This is a genomic window from Sphingomonas japonica, assembly GCF_006346325.1.
Classification (GTDB): domain Bacteria; phylum Pseudomonadota; class Alphaproteobacteria; order Sphingomonadales; family Sphingomonadaceae; genus Sphingomonas; species Sphingomonas japonica.
Genome location: NZ_VDYR01000001.1, coordinates 1,923,330 through 1,942,500 on the forward strand (window position 1 = coordinate 1,923,330; position 19,171 = coordinate 1,942,500).

12 protein-coding genes, 1 tRNA gene and 2 rRNA genes (1 of these 15 running past the window's edge) are annotated in these 19,171 nt (G+C 65.1%); 6 read left to right on the forward strand and 9 right to left on the reverse strand.

What is annotated here, in order from left to right:
- Window positions 1–29: 29 nt before the first annotated feature.
- A complete protein-coding gene (gene manD, locus FHY50_RS09510; protein WP_140048222.1) occupies window positions 30–1,241 on the forward strand; it encodes a D-mannonate dehydratase ManD in 1,212 nt (403 codons plus the stop codon).
- On the forward strand, window positions 1,238–2,533 hold the full coding sequence (locus tag FHY50_RS09515; protein ID WP_420030884.1) for an MFS transporter: 1,296 nt from the start codon (window positions 1,238–1,240) through the stop codon (window positions 2,531–2,533). The genes manD and FHY50_RS09515 overlap by 4 nt, the downstream gene beginning before the upstream one ends.
- 7 nt (window positions 2,534–2,540) lie before the next feature.
- Here FHY50_RS09515 and FHY50_RS09520 read toward each other — a convergent pair whose 3' ends face one another.
- Genes FHY50_RS09520 through FHY50_RS09535 form a run of 4 tightly spaced genes read right to left on the reverse strand, consistent with a single transcriptional unit; the run spans window position 2,541 to window position 8,367 of the window.
- Window positions 2,541–3,557: a sugar kinase gene (locus tag FHY50_RS09520; RefSeq protein ID WP_140048223.1), complete on the reverse strand. Its 1,017-nt coding sequence runs from the start codon at window positions 3,555–3,557 to the stop codon at window positions 2,541–2,543.
- 7 nt (window positions 3,558–3,564) lie between these two features.
- Entirely contained in the window at window positions 3,565–5,976 is a 2,412-nt protein-coding gene (locus tag FHY50_RS09525; RefSeq protein WP_140048224.1) for a glycoside hydrolase family 3 N-terminal domain-containing protein, read from the reverse strand.
- Window positions 5,977–6,013: 37 nt separating this feature from the next.
- A complete protein-coding gene (locus FHY50_RS09530) occupies window positions 6,014–7,186 on the reverse strand; it encodes an SGNH/GDSL hydrolase family protein (protein ID WP_140048225.1) in 1,173 nt (390 codons plus the stop codon).
- Window positions 7,183–8,367 carry an endo-1,4-beta-xylanase gene (locus tag FHY50_RS09535; protein ID WP_140048226.1) on the reverse strand — a complete coding sequence of 395 codons (1,185 nt, stop codon included), beginning with the start codon at window positions 8,365–8,367 and terminating at the stop codon, window positions 7,183–7,185. The genes FHY50_RS09530 and FHY50_RS09535 overlap by 4 nt, the downstream gene beginning before the upstream one ends.
- 195 nt (window positions 8,368–8,562) lie before the next feature.
- Here FHY50_RS09535 and FHY50_RS09540 point away from each other — a divergent pair, with 195 nt between their 5' ends.
- Window positions 8,563–9,261, forward strand: a complete 699-nt coding sequence (locus tag FHY50_RS09540; RefSeq protein WP_208402827.1) for a DUF6445 family protein — start codon at window positions 8,563–8,565, stop codon at window positions 9,259–9,261.
- 61 nt (window positions 9,262–9,322) lie between these two features.
- Here FHY50_RS09540 and FHY50_RS09545 read toward each other — a convergent pair whose 3' ends face one another.
- Window positions 9,323–12,604, reverse strand: coding sequence for a TonB-dependent receptor (locus FHY50_RS09545; protein ID WP_140048228.1), 3,282 nt, complete (start codon window positions 12,602–12,604; stop codon window positions 9,323–9,325).
- A 203-nt stretch (window positions 12,605–12,807) separates the two neighbouring features.
- On the opposite strand from FHY50_RS09545, the gene FHY50_RS09550 reads away from it, so the two are divergent.
- The 3 genes from FHY50_RS09550 to FHY50_RS09560 all read left to right on the forward strand — a co-directional run bounded on the left by FHY50_RS09550 (window position 12,808) and on the right by FHY50_RS09560 (window position 17,005).
- Window positions 12,808–14,337, forward strand: coding sequence for a tryptophan halogenase family protein (locus FHY50_RS09550; protein ID WP_140048229.1), 1,530 nt, complete (start codon window positions 12,808–12,810; stop codon window positions 14,335–14,337).
- A gap of 71 nt (window positions 14,338–14,408) precedes the next feature.
- Entirely contained in the window at window positions 14,409–15,494 is a 1,086-nt protein-coding gene (locus FHY50_RS09555) for a LacI family DNA-binding transcriptional regulator (RefSeq protein WP_140048230.1), read from the forward strand.
- Window positions 15,495–15,598: 104 nt separating this feature from the next.
- Window positions 15,599–17,005, forward strand: coding sequence for a sugar porter family MFS transporter (locus FHY50_RS09560; RefSeq protein ID WP_140048231.1), 1,407 nt, complete (start codon window positions 15,599–15,601; stop codon window positions 17,003–17,005).
- A 108-nt stretch (window positions 17,006–17,113) separates the two neighbouring features.
- Here FHY50_RS09560 and FHY50_RS09565 read toward each other — a convergent pair whose 3' ends face one another.
- From FHY50_RS09565 to FHY50_RS09580, 4 genes are all read right to left on the reverse strand, one after another.
- Window positions 17,114–17,479, reverse strand: coding sequence for a DUF2200 domain-containing protein (locus FHY50_RS09565; protein WP_140048232.1), 366 nt, complete (start codon window positions 17,477–17,479; stop codon window positions 17,114–17,116).
- A gap of 168 nt (window positions 17,480–17,647) precedes the next feature.
- Window positions 17,648–17,724 (reverse strand) — tRNA-Met (locus tag FHY50_RS09570).
- A gap of 93 nt (window positions 17,725–17,817) precedes the next feature.
- Window positions 17,818–17,932: ribosomal RNA gene (gene rrf, locus FHY50_RS09575) — 5S ribosomal RNA — on the reverse strand.
- 115 nt (window positions 17,933–18,047) lie between these two features.
- Window positions 18,048–19,171: ribosomal RNA gene (locus tag FHY50_RS09580) — 23S ribosomal RNA — on the reverse strand (it continues 1,669 nt past the right edge of the window).

The window sequence follows — 19,171 nt, forward strand, 5'->3', positions numbered from 1 at the left end:
AGGCCGCGCCCGAAGCGAGAGGATTTTCGATGCCGCGCATCACCGCCGCCCGGGTGATCGTCACCTGTCCGGGCCGCAACTTCGTAACCCTGAAGATCGAATGCAACGACGGCACCACCGGCGTCGGCGACGCGACGCTCAACGGACGCGAAATGGCGGTGGCAAGCTACCTGTCCGATCACGTCGTCCCCTGCCTGGTCGGACGCGATGCGCATCGCATCGAGGATATCTGGCAGTATCTCTACAAGGGCGCCTATTGGCGACGCGGCCCGGTGACGATGACCGCGATCGCCGCGGTCGATACGGCGCTATGGGACATCAAGGGCAAGCTTGCCGGGTTGCCGGTCTATCAACTGCTTGGCGGCGCCGCGCGCGACAGCGTCATGGTCTATGGCCATGCCAACGGCGCAACGATCGAAGACACGATCGCCGCAGCGCGCGACTATCAGCAGCAGGGGTACAAGGCGATCCGGTTGCAATGCGGCATTCCGGGCATGGCTAGCACCTATGGCGTGTCCAAGGACCGCTTTTTCTACGAGCCGGCCGATGCCGACCTGCCGAGCGAGAATGTCTGGTCAACCAGCAAATATCTCCGCATCGTGCCCGAACTGTTCAAGGCTGCGCGCGAGGCGCTTGGCTGGGACGTCCACTTGCTCCACGACATTCACCACCGCTTGACGCCGATCGAGGCCGGGCGGCTGGGCAAGGATCTCGAACCCTATCGCCCCTTCTGGCTCGAGGACGCGACACCTGCCGAAAATCAGGACGCGTTCCGCCTGATCCGCCAGCATACCACCAGCCCGCTTGCGGTCGGCGAGGTCTTCAACTCGATCTGGGACTGCAAGGGGCTGATCGAGAACCAGCTGATCGATTATATCCGCAATACCGTCGTCCATGCCGGCGGCATCACCCATTTGCGGCGGATCGCCGCGCTTGCCGATCTCTACCAGATCAAGACCGGGTGCCACGGCGCAACCGACCTGTCGCCGGTGTGCATGGCGGCGGCGCTCCATTTCGATCTGTCGGTGCCCAATTTCGGTATCCAGGAATATATGCGGCACACGCCCGAGACCGACGCGGTGTTCCCGCATGCCTACCGCTTCGCAAACGGCGCGATGCATCCGGGCGATGCGCCCGGACTGGGCGTCGATATCGACGAGGACCTCGCCGCGGCGCACGACTACAAACGCGCGTTCCTGCCGGTCAACCGGCTCGAAGACGGCACGATGCACGACTGGTGAGCAGCCTGCCCCCCGCCCCGTCCGCCGCGATCCCCAAGCCTTCGGGCAAGGTGCGCTGGATCGTCGTCGCCTTGCTCTTTGGCGCCGTGGTGCTGAGCTATATCGACCGGCTGGTGCTGCCGACATTGAAGCCTGAACTGCAAGGCCGCTATGGCTGGAGCGAGACCGGCTATGCCGATCTGGCGATCTGGTTCCAGGGTGCGTACGGCATTTCCTATGTCGTGTTCGGTAGGCTGATCGACCGCTTTGGCGCGCGGATCGGCTATGCGCTGGCGGTCGGCATCTGGACGGCCGGCCACGTCGCGCACGTCTTCTTCACCTCGACCGGCGGCATGATCCTCGCGCGCATCCCGCTCGCGATCGGCGAGGCCGGCACCTTTCCGGCGGCGATCGCCGCGACCAACGAATGGTTTCCAAGGCGCGAGCGGGCGTTCGCGATCGGCGTGTTCAACGCCGGCTCGAACATCGGCGCGATCCTCACACCGCTGATCGTGCCGATCATCGCGGTGACGATGGGGTGGCGGATGGCGTTCATCCTGACCGGAATGCTCACCGTCCTATGGCTGGTCGTCTGGCTTGCCTTCTATCGCCGGCCGCAGGAGCACAAACGCGTCTCGGCCGAGGAACTGGCGTTCATCGAAAGCGATCCCGTCGAACCCACGCGCGCGGTCGCCTGGAGCAAGCTGCTGCGGCGGCGCCAGACCTGGGCGTACATGACGGGGCGGTTCCTGATCGATCCGGTGTGGTGGACATTCCTGTTCTGGCTGCCCGATTTCTTCAACCGCCAATATGGCATCACCATGCTCGCCTTCGGGCCGCCGCTGATCGCCATCTATCTGCTCGCCGATGTCGGATCAGTGGCGGGCGGCTGGTTCTCGTCGCGTCTGATCGGCAACGGCGTCAGCATCAATCGCGCGCGCAAGACCGCGATGTTCGCATGTGCGCTGTGCGCAGTGCCGATCGCGTTCGCGACGCAGGTTCCATCGATGTGGTGGGCGGTGCTGCTGATCGGCCTCGCCTGCGCCGGGCATCAGGGATTTTCCGCCAATCTCTATGCGCTGCCGGGCGATCTGCTCCCGCGCTGGGCGGCGGGATCGGTGGTCGGACTGGGCGGGCTGTCGGGTGCGATCGGCGGGATGCTGATGGCGCGCTATGCCGGCAATATCCTCGAAACCGTCGGCAGCTACCAGCCGATCTTCGCGGTCGCGGCTTGCGCCTATCTGCTCGCGCTGCTCGTCATCCACCTGATCGTACCGCGCTATACCCCCGCCGATCCGAAGAAGCTGGCGTGACGATCCGCTAGCGCCGGACGTCGCCGCCGGTCAGCGAAAAGGCAGCGAGATCGGCGCGGGTGAACAGGCTGGCGTCGCCCATCAGGCTATGCTTGAGCGCTGCAAGGCCGAGCCCGGCCATTGCCGCGCCCTGGGCATCCTCACCCTCGATCAGCGCGTGCAGCACACCTGCCGCGAACGCATCGCCGCCACCGATGCGATCGACGATGTCGGTCAGCGCTACCGGCCCGGCGCGTCCGGCCTCCCCGCCGCGCAGATCGACGCGCGCGGCGATGCGATGGTGGCGCGCATCGACCACCTCGCGCGTCGTCGATGCGATCAGGGTGAGGTTGGTAAACGCCTCGAACGCTGCCGCCACCGCGTCGTCCGGGGACGCCGGCGTGCCGAGCAGCAGCGCGATGTCGCGATGGTCGCCGAACAGGATATCGGCCTCGGCTACCAGCGCGCGCAGGCTGGTCACCGGATCGCCTGCCCAGCGCTGCCACAGTTTCGCGCGATAATTGCCGTCGAACGACACGGTCATGCCGCGCGCCCGCGCCGCCCGCGCCGCCGCCAGCGTCGCTGCACAGGCCGCCTCGCCGAGCGCCGGCGTGATCCCGGACAGGTGCAAATGCCCCGCACCGGCGAGCGCCGCATCCCAGTCCCACGCCCCACTTTCCCGTTCGGCAAAAGCCGATCCGGCGCGGTCGTAGACGACTTCGGAAGCGCGCAGCCCAGCGCCGGGAATCAAGTAATACAGGCCCATCCGGCCATCGGCCGTGGCGACGTGGCCGATATCGACTCCCCAGCGCGCCACGCCCGCCCGCGCCGCATCGCCGACCGGTCCGGGAGGCACCGCGCTGACCAGTCGCGTGGCGTGCCCCAGCCGTGCGAGCCCGACCAGCACATTGGCTTCGGCGCCGCCGACATGCACCGCCAGGTGCGGCGACTGAAGCGGCAATTCCCCGGTCGGCGGCGACAACCGCAGCAGCAATTCGCCGAAGCCGACCACCGGCTTTTCGGCGCAATCCGTCAATCGCAGCATTCCCGCCTCATCCGATCTGCAGCATCGTCCCCTTGAGCGACGCCGAACTTGGCCCGCTCAGGATTTCGACGCTACCCGGTTCGACGACTTCGCGCATCTGCTTGTTCCACAGCCGGAAGGTCTTGGGGCCGAGTGTGAAGCGCACGTTGCGCCGTTCGCCGGGCTTGAGCGTCACCCGTTCGAAGCCCTTGAGCTCGAGCACGGGCTGCGTCACCGATGCCGAAACGCGGCGGATATAGAGCTGGACGACCTCGTCGCCGGCGCGGTCGCCGACATTGGCCACGTCGATGCTGGCGGTAACGGTGCCGTCCGGCCCGATGCGCGCCGCCGACAGGACCGGCGCCGCGACCTCGAAATGGGTGTAGCTCAGGCCATGTCCGAACGGCCATAGCGGCGCGATATCGTCGAACAAGTAGCCCCGCCGCGCCGACGGCTTGTGGTTGTAGAAATAGGGCACCTGTCCCTCGTTGCGGATCACCGTCACCGGCAGCTTGGCACCCGGATTTACCTCACCGAACAGTGCCTCGGCGATCGCGGTGCCGCCTTCCTGCCCGGCATACCAGCATTCGAGGATGGCGCTGGCCTGCTCGGCAACGAGCGGCCAGCTCGGCGGACGGCCGTTGATCGCGGTGACGACGATCGGCTTGCCCAGCGTCTTGAGCGCCGCGAACAGCTCGTTCTGCTCACCGACCAGGTCGATATCGGTGCGGTCGCCGAGATGATCCTTGGCAAAGCCCTCGCGGCTGGTCTGTTCGGTATCGCCGATCGCCAGCACGATCACCTCGGCATCGCGTGCCACCGCCACCGCTTCGGCGATGAGCGCGCGGTTGCGCTCGGGGTCGGCGAGCAGGATCTCGTCGGCCGAACGGTCCTCGCTCTGCGTGATGAACACCCCTTGCGCGGTGACGATCCGCCGCCGCTTGCCGACCAGCGCGCGGATGCCGTCGAGCAGCGACACCGCCTGTTTGGGCACGCTCGAATAGCCGCCGAGCCGGGCGATCGCCGCGTTCGGCCCGATCACCGCGATCGTCCCGCCAGCCTTGGCCAGCGGCAGCGTTCCGTCGTTCGTGAGCAGGCACAGCGACTTGCGTGCCGCCGTGAGCGCCAGCGCGCGCGCCGCGCGATCGCCGGTGATGCGCTGTGCCGCACGCGTGTCGCCATAGGGATTTTCGAATAGCCCCGCGCGGAACTTGATTGCCAGCATCCGCCCCGCGGCGCGGTCGATCAGCGCCGGATCGACCTTCCCCGCCTTGGCCTGCCCGACCAGCGTGCGATAGGCCATCCCGTCGGGAAGCTCGCAATCGACGCCCGCTGCCAGCGCCTGTCGCGCGGCTTCCTCGAGGTCGGCGGCGACGTGATGGATGGTGTCGAGTTCGTTGACGCCGCCATAATCGCTGGCGACGATGCCACCGAAGCCCCATTCGCCGCGCAGCACGTCGTTCAACAGCCAGCCATTGGTGTGGCTGGGCACGCCGTCGATCTCGTTATAGCTCGGCATCACCGCGCCGATCGACGTGCGCTCGACCACTTCGCGGAACGGCGGGAAGAAATTCTCGCGCAGCTCGCGCTCGCTGATTTGCGCAGGACCGACATTGACGCCGCTTTCGGGCTGGCCGTGGCCGGTCATGTGCTTGAGCGTCGCGAACACCTTGCCGGGCGCCAGCCTCTCAAACTTGCCCGGTCCCTGCAATCCCTCGACCGCGGCGACCCCCATCTCGCCGACCAGATAGGGATCCTCGCCGAACGTCTCCTCGATCCGGCCCCAGCGCGGATCGCGGACGATGTCGACGACCGGCGACAGCACATACGGCACCCCGCGTACCCGAACCTCGCGCGCGATCACCGACTGGACGTCGCGCATCAGGCCGGTGTCGAAGCTGCCCGCCAGCGCGATCGCCTGCGGAAACATCGTCGCGTCGGTCGCCATATAGCCGTGCAGCGATTCCTCGTGGAACAGCACCGGGATGCCCAGCCGCGTCTGCTCGGTCGCCCAGCGTTGGACGGCGTTGATGAACGCCACCGTCTCGTCGGGGGTGCGCCAGTTGGCGGCGGTGCCCCCCGCGGCGTCGCCGGCGCCGGGCGCGCCGCGCTTGTCCGACGGACGCGTGATCTGGCCGAAGCCGTTTGGATAGCTGGCGCTCGCCTTGGCGGGGTCGAAGCCCAACCCATCCATGATCTCGCTCTTGGTCGCCCACAGCGCGATCATCTGCCCGACCTTTTCCTCGATCGTCATCCGGCCGATCAGGTCGGCGACGCGCTCGGCGACCGGACGGCGGCGATCGCGATAGGCAGGCGCCTGCAGGCCGCGGGGCGCACCGACGACACCGGCCGGCAGCATCGCCCCCGCCGCCGCCGAACTCAGCAGCGACAGGGCACGACGGCGATCGACGCGGCGGCCGCGCTGGGGTTCACCTGGCATGGTCGTTCCTTTTCGAAGAGAGTTTTGCAGGATACGATCAATCCTGCACGAGCAGGTCGAGCGGCACCGCATCGGCCATCGCGCGATAGCCCGCGTCGGACGGATGCAGGCCGTCGCCCGAATCGAGATCGGCCCGCAGATAGGTCGGCCGCTGCGGATCCCTCATCGCCGCGTCGAGATCGATCACCGCGTCGAAATTGCCGGGCGCACGGATGAAGGCGTTGATCGCCTGGCGATCGGCCTCGTTGATGGCGTCGGGATGATAGTATCCGGATCCTGCATAGGGCAGGATCGTCGCGCCCAGCACGCGAATGCCCGCGCCGCGCGCGCGCGCGACGAGCTGGCGATACCCGCCGAGCATGTCCGCCACGAGCGCACGGTGCTGCGCCTCGGGCACCGGTGCCTCGCGCGTCAGCGTTCCGAGATCGTTGACGCCGATCAGCACGATCAGGCTGTCGACATTCTCGAGCGACCACAGCTCGCGATCGATCCGGGCGAGCAGGTTGGGGCCGAGCCCGTCGCGCAGCAGGCGATTGCCGCCGATCCCCAGATTGGCGACCCCGATGCGCATCGGCCCGGGCAGCGCTTCCAGCCGCCGTGCCAGATAATCGCTCCATCGCCCATCGCTGTCGGTCACGACGCCATAGCCGTCGGTGATCGAATCGCCGAGGATCGCGACGGTGCCTGCCGCCGGCCCTGCGACGTCGATCGCAGCGATATGGAACCACTGCGTCACCTCGACCGAGGCGCCGTCGCCGAAGCGCACGCGCGTCGTCGCGCGCGCACCGGGATGGCCGGTCGCCTGCTCCGGCCGATCGAAGCGCAGCCGGACGCGTACGCGGCCGAGTTCCAGAGCCTTCATCGAGACCGCATCGGACACGAACTCGGCGCCCGCCGGGATCAGTACCGACGCCTCCCCGCCAAAGGTGACTGGCCGGCCCGCCCCTTCTCCCTCGGGTGCCAGCAATACCTCGCGGATCGCCAGCGGCTGCGTGCCGTCGCGATTGGTCAGCCGGATGCGCATCCGCTCGCCCCCGACCGACAGCCGCACGGTCTGCTCGACCGTCACCGGCCCTTCGCCCGGCGGCAGGACGTTCTCGTCCACCATCGCCATCGAGGACGTCGCCCAGCTGGTCGTCCAGTCCTGCGCGGCCGCGCCAGCCGGGCATAGCAGCATCGCGCCGACCGCGATCGCCCGCCACCCGATCATGCGCCGCGCACCGGGGCAGGTGCACGCACCGGCGCCGCCGCCAGCGATCGTGCGATCGCCGTGCGCAGCGGCTTGGAGAGCAGTTCGGAATCATAGGGACAACCGCGCGTCACCGCGCCATCTGCACGCGGCTCGAACCCGCGCAGCCAGCTGAACCGATCGCTCATCCCCCATGCCAGGACATCGTTCAGCTGCGGATAGGACAACATCAGGTCGAGATAGGCCCCGGCGAAATCGGCCACGCCGCGGTCGCGATGGCCGATCGCGGCGGGCAGCCCCGGATCGCGCACGTCGAACTCGGTGATGACGAGACGATAGCCCATCCCCGTCACCGCATCGAGGAAGCGGCGCCATTCGGGCGTCAGCTGCCCGACCAGCGCGGCGATCGACGGCGTCGCTTCGGCGATCTTGATGTGCGACTGGACGCCCAGCGCATCGACCGGCGTCTGGCGCTTGCGAAACCCCTCGAGCAGCCGCAGCACGCCGTCGCGATGGCGCTCGTTGCCGGCTTCCCAGCTCATATAGTCGTTATAGACCAGCTCGGCATGCGGCGCCGCCGCGCGCGCGGTACGGAAGGCGAGGTCGAGCACCGACTCCGCCCCACCCATCGCCTTCGACAGCACGGTTTCGCGCAAGCCCCCGGTATCGGGGTCGACCGCCTCGTTGACCACGTCATAGCTGTAGATCGCGTTGCCATAGCGCCTGGCCAGCGTATCGATATGCGTGGTCAGCAACCGCTCCGCCTCGCGCGCCGGACGATCGCCGAAGTCATGTTCGTTGAGCCATTTCGGAAACCAGCGCACATAATGCCACAGCAAGGTATGCCCGCGCACCGGCATCGCCTGCGCCTTGGCGTAGGCCATCATCGCATCAAACCGCTCGGGCGCGAAGCTCTCGGCGGACGGCCGCATGGCCTGCCATTTCAATTCGTTCTCGGGCACCAGCACGCCGCACTCGCGCTCGAGCAACCCGGCATAGGCAGGATTGGCGAACGACCCGGCATCGGCGCCTGCTCGGCTCCAGGCGAATGCCGATCCGAAGCGCAGCCCCCTTGCCTGCGCGATCGCATCAAGCCCCGGCTCCTGAGCGGCACGCGCTACCCTGGGTGCCAGCGCAGCAGCGCCGGCGAGCGCCGCCGTCTGCAACAGGCTGCGACGGTCGATCGGGAGGCCGCCGCTCACGCCGCGGCTCACAGGTGCGCACCCGCGCAGGGATTACGCGCGCTGGAATCATCAGTATCGCGGCCGATCATGCTCTCTCCTGTCGGCAGTTGGCACTGCTCGCTGGTAACGCTATCATCGTCACATGCGCGCGATTGTCAATGCGAAGGGCTTGTCCGCGCGGTCGTGGGCGGCGAAAGCTGCGCCGCAATGCCGATGAACCGCCATCCGCTCGACCCGGCATGCACAGCGACCCGGCACGAGATCGGTGTGGAGCGTCAACCGCTGCTGATCCTCGATCGCGTCCTCGCCGATCCAATGCGGCTGGTCGCTGCTGCCACGAGCGCAGCATTCGCTCCAGCGTACGGAGCCGCCGGCGGCTATCCGGGCGTCCGCGCCCCTGCCCCGCTCGACTATGTCGAAGCGGTGGCGCGCAGTTTGTTGCCGGTGCTCATCGACGGCTTCGCGCTACCGCGCGCGAAACTGCGCCGCGCCGAATGTAACTTCTCGCTGGTGACGCTGCCGCCCGATCGCTTGCACGCCAGCCAGCGCGCGCCGCACATCGACACCGTTGATCCGTGGCAATTCGCGATCCTCCATTATCTTTGCGGTCCCGAACATGGCGGCACCGCCTTCTTTCGCCATCGCGCCACCGGGTTCGAGACGCTGTCCGCCGACCGGCTGCCTGCCTATGATGAAGCGCGGGCGCGCGATGCGGACGGCGACGGCTATATCGTGGCAAGCGATGCCGGGTTCGACATGGCCTATAGCGTCGATGCGGCGTTCGACCGCCTGATCGTCTATCGCAGCTGCCTGCTGCACTCGGGGCGGATCGGCGATCCTTCGCGGCTATCGTCCGATCCCCGTCGCGGACGCCTGACCGCCAACATCTTCCTGACACTGCGCCCGGGCTAAAAAGAAGCGCCGCCGACCACGAGGATCGGCGGCGCGAGGGGTCCGGGGGACCGGAGCCGGGTTAGAAGTTGAAGCGTGCGGCCAGCGTGAAGCGGCGATCGTTGATGTACCAGCCGCGCGGCACTTCGCGCGTTCCGCCATCGACGTCCTGAACCACCGCGGTGGTCTTGGTCACCTGGTTGTTGAGATTGACCGCCTGCACGCCGAGTTTGAAGTTTTCGGTGATGTCATAGAAGATCGACGCATCGACTTGCCCGCCCGCCTTGTTGATGATCGGGTCGTTGGGGAAGATCACGTCGCGGATCGTCAGCAGGAAATCGTCACGCCACGAATAGGACGCCCGCATCGACAATTTGCCGATGTCGAGGAACGGCGTGACGGTGAAGGCATGCTTCGACAGACCCTGAAGCGGCAGTGCCGACAGATCGACCGTGGTCACGCGGCCCGCGCCGACATCGGGATCGGTTTCCGACAAGGTGCTTTGCGGCACGCCGGTCGATTCGATGTAGGTATAGTTGGCCTGCAGCCCCAGCCCGCTGAAGATCCCCGGCAGGAAGTCGTAGGTCTGCTGATAGGCGACCTCGACCCCCTTGATCTCGCCAATTCCGTCGGCGTTGATCGGCTGCGAGATCACCGATGACACCGTCGCGCCGTTGTTGGTGACGTCCTGCCGCGTCGTCGAGTTGGTCAGAACGTTCTTGAGCCGCTTGTAGAAGCCCGAAACGGTGATTTGCCCGACATCGTCGAAATACCATTCGGCGGTAAGGTCGAAATTGTCCGCTTCGACCGGCAACAGATAGGGATTGCCGATGCCGAACGTCCCCTGCAGCCGGAAGCTCTGCGGGATGATGTTGCCGTTCTCGTCGACATTGGCGACCGGGCCGAACGACGCGTTGAAGAAATTGCGCGTCAGGCCGGTAGCCGGCGGGCTCACCCCCTTGAAATAGGCACCGCGGAACTGGATGCCGTCGCCCACCTCCAGCTTCACGTTGACGCTGGGAAGCCAGTATTCATAGCTGAGCTTGGCGGTCGAGGGCGTGAAAGCGTTATCCGAAATCGTCCGCGCAGCCTGCCGCTCTTCGGGCGACAGGAAACAGAAATTGGGGATGTTGTCGGTGACGTTGCATTGTTCCTCGGTCGGAAAGGAATCCCCCGGGTACGGAAATGCCACCCCGCCCACGGAGGTTCGATCGGTCTTCGTATAGCGCAGGCCGACATTGCCGTTCAGTTTCATGCCGTTGCCGAATTCGGTGTCGAACCGCGCCATCGCATAGGCGGCGATATTCTCCTCGCGCAGCGGATTGATCTCGCCCGGCAGGAACGGACCGCCATCGACGGTGCCGAAACGCCCGGCAAGGCCGTTCCAGCCGCGCCGCGTCACGCCGTCGGGGCCCACCACCGGCGCTTCCCACTCGCTGTTGATTCGGCGTCCGAACGCAACATAGTCTTCGTAATTGCGAGCGGTATCCTGCGAATAGAACAGCCGTCCGTCGCCGACCATCGGATTGCCGACCTGCCCCTGGAAGAATTGCGGGAAGAAATACGGCTCGTAATTGCCCGCGGGCGACCCTCCGTTGCCGCCGGGCACGCCATCAACATTGTCGTCGAGCCAGACCGGGCCGTCATTGCCCCATTGCTCCGACAAGCGGCCCCAATTGTACGTCGAGAAGCGGTTGGTCTGCTGGCGATCGGCATAGCGGGCGCCGACGCGGATCGCCTGCAGGAAGCCGCTTTCGGGAAACGCCATTTCGGCATCGAGGCGCAGCGCATCCGAATCGCCGGTGCTGTCCTCGATATGGTCCATCGCCGAGCGATAGAAGCTGTTGTACGGATCGGTGAAGCTGGTGTGCCCGGCGCCGAAATAGGTCGGGCTGTTCTGCGATCCCGGGGCGCCATCGCAGGTCGAATTCTGCGCCGGGCCGCTGCACACCTGCGGCGGCAGGAACTCGACCGTCGGCAGGTTCGACCCGTCCAGATCGATGAAGACGTTCTGGTACGACGACATCCACAGGCCGTTGTCGATGACATAGCCCGACGATCCGACATGCTGATAGTCGAAGACGATGCCGATGCGGTCGCTGACGTCCCATTTGAAATTGAAGCCGTAATCCTCGGTGACCAGCTTTTCATAATGGTCACGGCGGATATTGTTGCTCTGCAGTCCCAGGATCGGCGTGCGGGGATCGGCCGTGAACTGGTCGGCGCGCCAGCCGGTCGGACCGGTGATCAGGCCGTTATCGAACAATCCGTCATCGTCGAATTCCAGCTCCGTACCCTCGACCCGGCGCGAATCGCCGTTGGCCGAGACGTTGTCGGTGGCGATCTCGATATTGCGTTCGGTCCATGCCTGCCGCGCGTCGGACCGCAGGAACTGGAACACCGCCTCCATCGATCCGTCGGGGCTCTGCCATTGCAGCGCACCGGCGAAGCCACGGCGCTGACGGTCGAATTCCTGCGTGCCCATTGTCGCGCCGCGCGGGAACAGCACCGGGCCGACGATCGAGGCGTCGCCATTCTGATTGACGTCGCCGTCCGAATAGAGATTGCGCTGGCGGAAGCTGGAGATTTGCAGGCGGTCGGCGCGCGAGAACAGCTGCGAATAGACGACGCTGCCAAGAATCCCGATCTCGCCGATGCCGGTGCTGAACCGATCGCTGAACAGGATCGATCCGGTCGGCGCGCCCTTGTTGATGAAATCGCCATAATTCATCTCGAGCGAGCCGGCCACGACCAGCCCGGTCGCGTCGAACGGCTTGCGCGTGCGCAAGTTGACGACGCCGGCGATGCCGCCTTCGATGCGGTCCGCCGATGGCGACTTGAACACATCGACGCCGCCGAGCAGTTCGGACGGCACGTCGGCGAAGCTCAACGCTCGCCCGTTCGAGGCGCTGAACGCCTCGCGCCCGTTGAATTCCGACCGGACATAGGTCAGCCCGCGCACCACCACGCCCGATCCCTCGACCGAGAAATGGTCGGGATCGACGCCGGCGGCGAAGCGGTTGATGGTCACGCCCGGAATGCGCTGCAGCGCCTCGGTCACCGAACGGTCGGGCAAGGCGCCGATATCGGTGGCAGTGATCGAATCGACGATGACGTCGGAATTGCGCTTGATGTCCTGCGCGCTCTGCAGCGACTGGCGGTACCCAGTGACGATGATCTCGTCTTCTTCCTGTACCGTCGTCGTCTGCGCCGCCTCGGTCGATTCATTGGCCGGCAGGGTCTGCGCATGGCCCGGCGCCGCAACCAGAAACGCCCCCATTGCCAGCGCCGAACATCCGCCGCGCAACGCGATCCGCCCGATCTTCGTCAGATCGTGACACGGCTCGAGCGTGATTCCCTTCATGCCCCTACTCCCTGTGTGCGGCGGCCGTTTCCCGGTCGCGCCTTGTTATCGCTACCAGCTTATCGATTTCGTGATTTGACGCAAGCGCTTTTCGCGCGCGGCGGCGCGTTGAATTGCGCGCACGATACCGATACCTTTATCTCCGGGGCTTGGGCGGTTCCGACGGCGCATGAATGCGCTGCATCGTCGCAGCAGGAGAGGGCATGACGAGCGTGACGCACGACCGGGCCGAGGGCGACCGCCGCATCCGCAGCATCGCTGTAATCGGCGGTGGCAGCGCGGGGTGGATGGCCGCGGCGACGCTCGCGCGGATTCTCGGCCGCGACTATGCCGCGGTCACCCTGGTCGAATCCGACGAGATCGGCATCGTCGGCGTGGGCGAAGCGACGATCCCGCAAATGGCGACCTTCAACCGCATGCTCGGCATCGACGAGGACGATTTCATCCGCCGCACCCAGGGCAGTTTCAAGCTCGGCATCGAATTCGTCGACTGGGGCCGCCGGGGCCACCGCTATTTCCACCCGTTCGGCCATTACGGCGTCAACATGGGCGGCGTTTCGTTTCACGCGCACTGGCTGAAGCTGCACCGCGCCGGCGAGGCGCCGTCGATCGATGACTGGTCACTGCAGGCGATGGCCGCGCGCGAGGGCAAGTTCATGCGCTCGATCGATGCCGGGCGCTCGCCGCTGTCCGACATCGCCTATGCCTATCATTTCGATGCCGGGCTCTATGCCGCCTATCTGCGCAGCTATGCCGAGGAGCGCGGCGTCGTCCGCCGCGAAGGCCGCATCGTCGAAGTGCGATTGCGCGGCGGCGACGGCCATGTCGAAGCGGTGCTGCTCGAAGACGGTACGCGGATTGAGGCGGACCTGTTCATCGATTGCTCGGGCTTTCGGTCGCTGCTGCTGGGCCAAGCGCTGGGCGTCGAGCATATCGACTGGTCGCACTGGCTGCCCTGCGACCGCGCGGTGGCGGTACCGTGCGAAAGCGTCGCGACGCTGGCGCCCTACACGCGTTCGACCGCGCGGGCGGCGGGATGGCAATGGCGCATCCCGCTGCAGCATCGCATCGGCAACGGCCATGTCTATGCCAGCAGCCATATCAGCGACGACGAGGCGACGGCAGTGCTGCTTGCCAATCTCGACGGGCCGCCGCTCGCCGAACCGCGCTATGTCCCGTTCCGTACCGGTCACCGGGCAAAGTTCTGGGAACGCAACGTCGTCGCGCTCGGGCTCGCGTCGGGATTCATGGAGCCGCTTGAATCGACCAGCCTGTGGATGGTGCAGAGTGGCATCGCGCGGCTGATGGCGATGTTTCCCGATCGCGATTTCGACGCTGCGACGCGCGATCGCTACAACCGCATCCTCACCACCGAATATGAGGAGATCCGCGACTTCCTGATCCTGCATTACCACGTCACCCAGCGCGACGACACGCCGTTCTGGGAAGCGTGCCGGACGATGGCGATCCCCGAGCGCCTGGCCGAGAAGATCCGGGTGTTCGCCGCGCATGGCCGCGTGTTCCGCGAGAATGAGGAACTGTTCAACGACACCAGCTGGTTCGCGGTGATGCTCGGCCAGATGTTGCGTCCGGCAGCGCACGATCCGGTCGCGGACGTCTGGTCGCTTGCCGACACGCGCGAGCGGCTCGCCAAGATCCGCACCGCGATCGCCAATTCCGCCGACTATATGCCCGACCACCGCGCCTTCATCGCCGAGCATTGCGCCGCCTGATTGCAACCGGTTCCAGCTGTCGATTGCCAAGTGCGCGGTCGCGCAATATCGCAGTGCCAGGAGGAAGGTGCATGCGATCAGCACGGAGGCGGCAACGCGGCGTGACCGTCAAGGACGTCGCCGAAGCCGCGGGCGTTTCGGCAATGACCGTCTCGCGCGTGGTCAACGGCAACAGCAATGTCCGCGCCGACAAGCGCCAGGCGGTGCTCGATGCAATCGAGAACCTGCAATACAAGCCCAATACCGCTGCGCGGACGCTCGCAGCGGGCGATGCGACGCAGATCGGGCTGCTCTATTCCAACCCGTCGGCCGCTTATCTCAGCCAGTTCCTGATCGGCGCGCTCGCCGGCGCGCGCCGCGCGGGATGCCATCTCGTGCTCGAGCCGTGCGAAGGCGAAAGCGCCGATGAGCAGGCCGAGGCCACGCGCCAGTTTGCCGGTGCCGGGGTACAGGGCGTCATCCTGCCGCCGCCCTTGTCCGAATCCGCGCCGGTCCGCGCCGAGCTTGATGCCGCCGAGATCCCGTCGGTGGCGATCGCGATGGGACGCCCTTCGCCCGGCAGCCTCAACGTCCGCATCGACGATTTCGATGCGGCCCAGGCGATGACCCGTCACCTGCTCGAACTGGGCCATCGCGAAATCGCATTCATCCGCGGGCATCCCAACCAGCTCGCCAGCAGCGAGCGTTTCCGCGGCTTCGTCGCCGCGCTCGAGCAGGCCGGGCTGGACCCCGCCGAAGCCCGCGTCGAACAGGGATATTTCACCTTTCGCTCGGGAACCTTTGCAGCCGAACGCCTGCTCGCCCGTGCGCCGCGGCCCACCGCGATCTTCGCCTGCAACGACGACATGGCCGCGGCCGCGATCGGCGTGGCGCACCGCCAGGGGCTGCGCGTACCCGATGACATCAGCATCGTCGGCTTCGACGATACCGCCATCGCCACCAATGTCTGGCCCGAACTGACGACGATCCGCCAGCCGATCGCCCAGATGGCGGAAACCGCGATCTCCATGCTGCTCGATCGGCTCAAGGCAGGCGATCCGGTCGATGCCATGCATGAACAGGTATTCGCCCACGAATTGATCGTACGCGAATCGACCGCCGCCCCCCCCACTCCCCGTATCGCGGTCGGCGTACGCCACCACCGCGCCGCGTCCTGATCGCCCGCACCGCTCGGCGCTTGCAATTGCTCGCCGATTGCGGCCAAAGGTTACCGCTAACACAATAAGGACGCGAAATGCCGTCCACGAACAGGAGCATGGGGATGGATGAGACGGGCAACCGCGCCAATATCGGGCTGATCATCGCGATCGTGTCGGTGGCGACGATCGGCGGACTGCTGTTCGGCTATGACAGCGGCGCAGTAAACGGCACACAGGACGGTCTTAAATCGACCTTTGCGCTCAGCGATTCCGGGCTCGGCTTTACCGTCGGATCGTTGCTGATCGGTTGCTTCGTCGGCGCCTTCCTGGCCGGGCGCCTCGCCGATCTGATGGGGCGGCGCAAGGTGATGATGCTGACCGCGGTGCTGTTCCTGATCGGTGCGCTGGTCCAGGGGTTTAGCGAGGTCCAGTGGCTGTTCGTCGCGGCGCGGATGATGGGCGGGATGGCGGTCGGTGCGGCGAGCGTACTGTCGCCGGCCTATATCTCCGAAGTCGCACCCGCCAATATCCGCGGGCGGATGACGACGATCCAGCAGATCATGATCATCTCGGGCCTGACCGCGGCGTTTGTCGTCAATTATTATCTCGCGGCCACCGCGGGCGCATCGACCAATCCGTTCTGGGGCGGATATCAGGCATGGCGCTGGATGTACTGGATGCAGGCGATCCCGGCTGCGGTGTTCCTGGTGGCGTTGTTCTTCATCCCGGAAAGCCCGCGCTATCTGGTGGCGAAGGGACGGTTCGACGAAGCGACGCGCGTGCTTACCAGCCTGTTCGGCCGTGATACCGCCGCACGCAAGCTGGTCGAGATCCAGGCCAGCTTCTCCGCCGACCACCGCCCACGGCTCCGCGACGTGCTCGATCCGGTGAAGGGCGGCGTGCGCCCGATCGTGTGGGCCGGCCTGCTGCTCGCGGTGTTCCAGCAACTCGTCGGCATCAACGTCATCTTCTACTATGGCGCGACTTTGTGGCAGCTGGGCGGCTTCACCGAGGATCAGGCGCTGCAGATCAACATCGTCTCGGGTGTGGTATCGATCCTCGCCTGCCTCGTGACCGTCGCGCTGGTCGACAAGATCGGGCGCAAGCCGCTGCTGCTGATCGGATCGGCGGGGATGACCGTTACGCTGTTTGCGCTGGTCTATGCGTTCGGCAACGGCACGCTCGACGCCGATGGCAATCTGCAGCTCAACGAACAGCTCGGCATCCTCGCGCTGATCGCCGCCAATCTCTACGTGATTTTCTTCAACGTCAGCTGGGGGCCGATCATGTGGGTGATGCTGGGTGAGATGTTTCCCAACCAGCTGCGCGGTTCGGCGCTGGCGGTGTGCGGCTTCGCACAGTGGTTCTCCAACTATCTGATCGCGCAGAGCTTCCCGGTCATGGCGGCAGGACTCGGGCTGGCCGTAACCTACAGCTTCTATGCCGTCGCCGCGCTGATCAGCTTCTTCCTTGTGCAGAAGTTCATCATCGAAACCAAAGGCAAGGAACTGGAAGAAATGAAGGGCTAGGCCGCGGGGGGAGCGTGCGGCGCCCGGCTGCCGCTCCCCTGTCTGCCGCTCATCGATGCGGCGCGTCTGACGGCCCTTAACAAGCGACGGTAAGGCGCTCAGCCCGGCTCAGTTGTCGGCATCAGTCTGACGCAGAATCTTCGCCATCGGCCGTCCCCTAGCGAGTTCGTCGATCAGCTTGTCGAGATAGCGAATCTCGCGCATCGTCGGCTCTTCGACGTCCTCCACCCGGATGCCGCAGACCGTGCCGGTGATGCCCGATCGCGCTGGGTTCATGCGCGGCGCCTGGGCGAAAAACGCCTCAAAGCTGACCTTGCGCACCAACTGCTCGTCGAGCGTCGCGTGGCTATACCCGGTCAGCCAGCACAGAATGGCATCGACCTCGGCCTTGCTGCGTCCTTTTTTCTCGGCCTTGGCGAGATAGTGCGGGTAGACGCTGGCGACGCTGGTCGTGAAGATACGGTGGCGGGTCATCGCGATCGGATCCGTGTCGTTCACGCACGGAAGTACCGCCGGCCAGCGGTACCGACAAGCCGCCTCGCGGCCGATCCGGCGACGACGTTGGTCCAGACCCGCCCCCAACATCGCCGGACACAAAAAAACCGCCCCAGGATATCCTGAGACGGCGTCGATATTCGGCGTTGGTTGCGGGGACAGGATTTGAACCTGTGACCTTCAGGTTATGAGCCTGACGAGCTACCGGGCTGCTCCACCCCGCGCCAAAGCGGTTGAGCCGCTCGGCACCCCGAATAGGGCGCCTTGCGGCTCGACATGTGAATGGGTTTTCCTGTGCGATTTACACCGGCTGCAATGCCTGGCGACGACCTACTCTTCCATCGCTTAGACGATAGTACCATCGGCGCAGTCCGGTTTCACGTTCGAGTTCGGGATGGGATCGAGTGGGTCACAGACGCTATAGCCACCAAGCAATGAAGCCGGTGTATTCGCAAAGGGGATTTCAAATCGATGCACCTTAAAGGCTGAAGAACAATATCCACATCAACCGCCGGCTGAACCAGCGCTGTCATTGATGGTGGGACTCTTCAAGCGCGAATAGGACAATTAGGACTGGTTAGCTCCATGCGTTACCGCACTTCCACATCCAGCCTATCAAGGTCGTGGTCTTCGACCGTCCTATGAAATCTTATCTTGAGGGAGGCTTCCCGCTTAGATGCTTTCAGCGGTTATCCCGTCCATACATAGCTACCCTGCTGCGCTCCTGGCGGAACGACAGGTACACCAGAGGTATGTTCAACCCGGTCCTCTCGTACTAGGGTCAACTCCTCTCAAATTTCGACGCCCACGGCAGATAGGGACCAAACTGTCTCGCGACGTTCTGAACCCAGCTCACGTACCACTTTAATTGGCGAACAGCCAAACCCTTGGGACCTGCTCCAGCCCCAGGATGTGATGAGCCGACATCGAGGTGCCAAACGATTCCGTCGATATGAGCTCTTGGGAATCATCAGCCTGTTATCCCCGGCGTACCTTTTATCCGTTGAGCGATGGCCCTTCCACGAGGGACCACCGGATCACTATGACCGACTTTCGTCTCTGCTCGACTTGTCAGTCTCGCAGTCAGGCTGGCTTATGCCATTGCACTCTAACAGACGGTTTCCAACCGTCTTGAGCCAACCTTCGCACGCCTCCGTTACTCTTTAGGAGGCGACCGCCCCAGTCAAACTACCCGCCACAGAGGGTCCCTGATCCAGTTTCATGGATCGAGGTTAGACATCAGAAAACAACAGGGTGGTATTTCACCTATGGCTCCACGTCAGCTGGCGCCAACGCTTCAAAGCCTCCCACCTATGCTACACAGTTCTTTCCTAATGCCACTCTGAAGCTGCAGTAAAGGTGCACGGGGTCTTTCCGTCTAACCGCGGGTACTCCGCATCTTCACGGAGAATTCAATTTCGCTGAGCATGTCCTGGAGACAGTGGGGAAGTCGTTACGCCATTCGTGCAGGTCGGAACTTACCCGACAAGGAATTTCGCTACCTTAGGACCGTTATAGTTACGGCCGCCGTTTACCTGGGCTTCATTTCAGAGCTTGCACTCCTCCACTTAACCTTCAGGCACCGGGCAGGCGTCAGGCCCTATACGTCGTCTTGAAGCCGACTTAGCAGAGCCCTGTGTTTTTGCTAAACAGTCGCTACCCCCTGGCCTG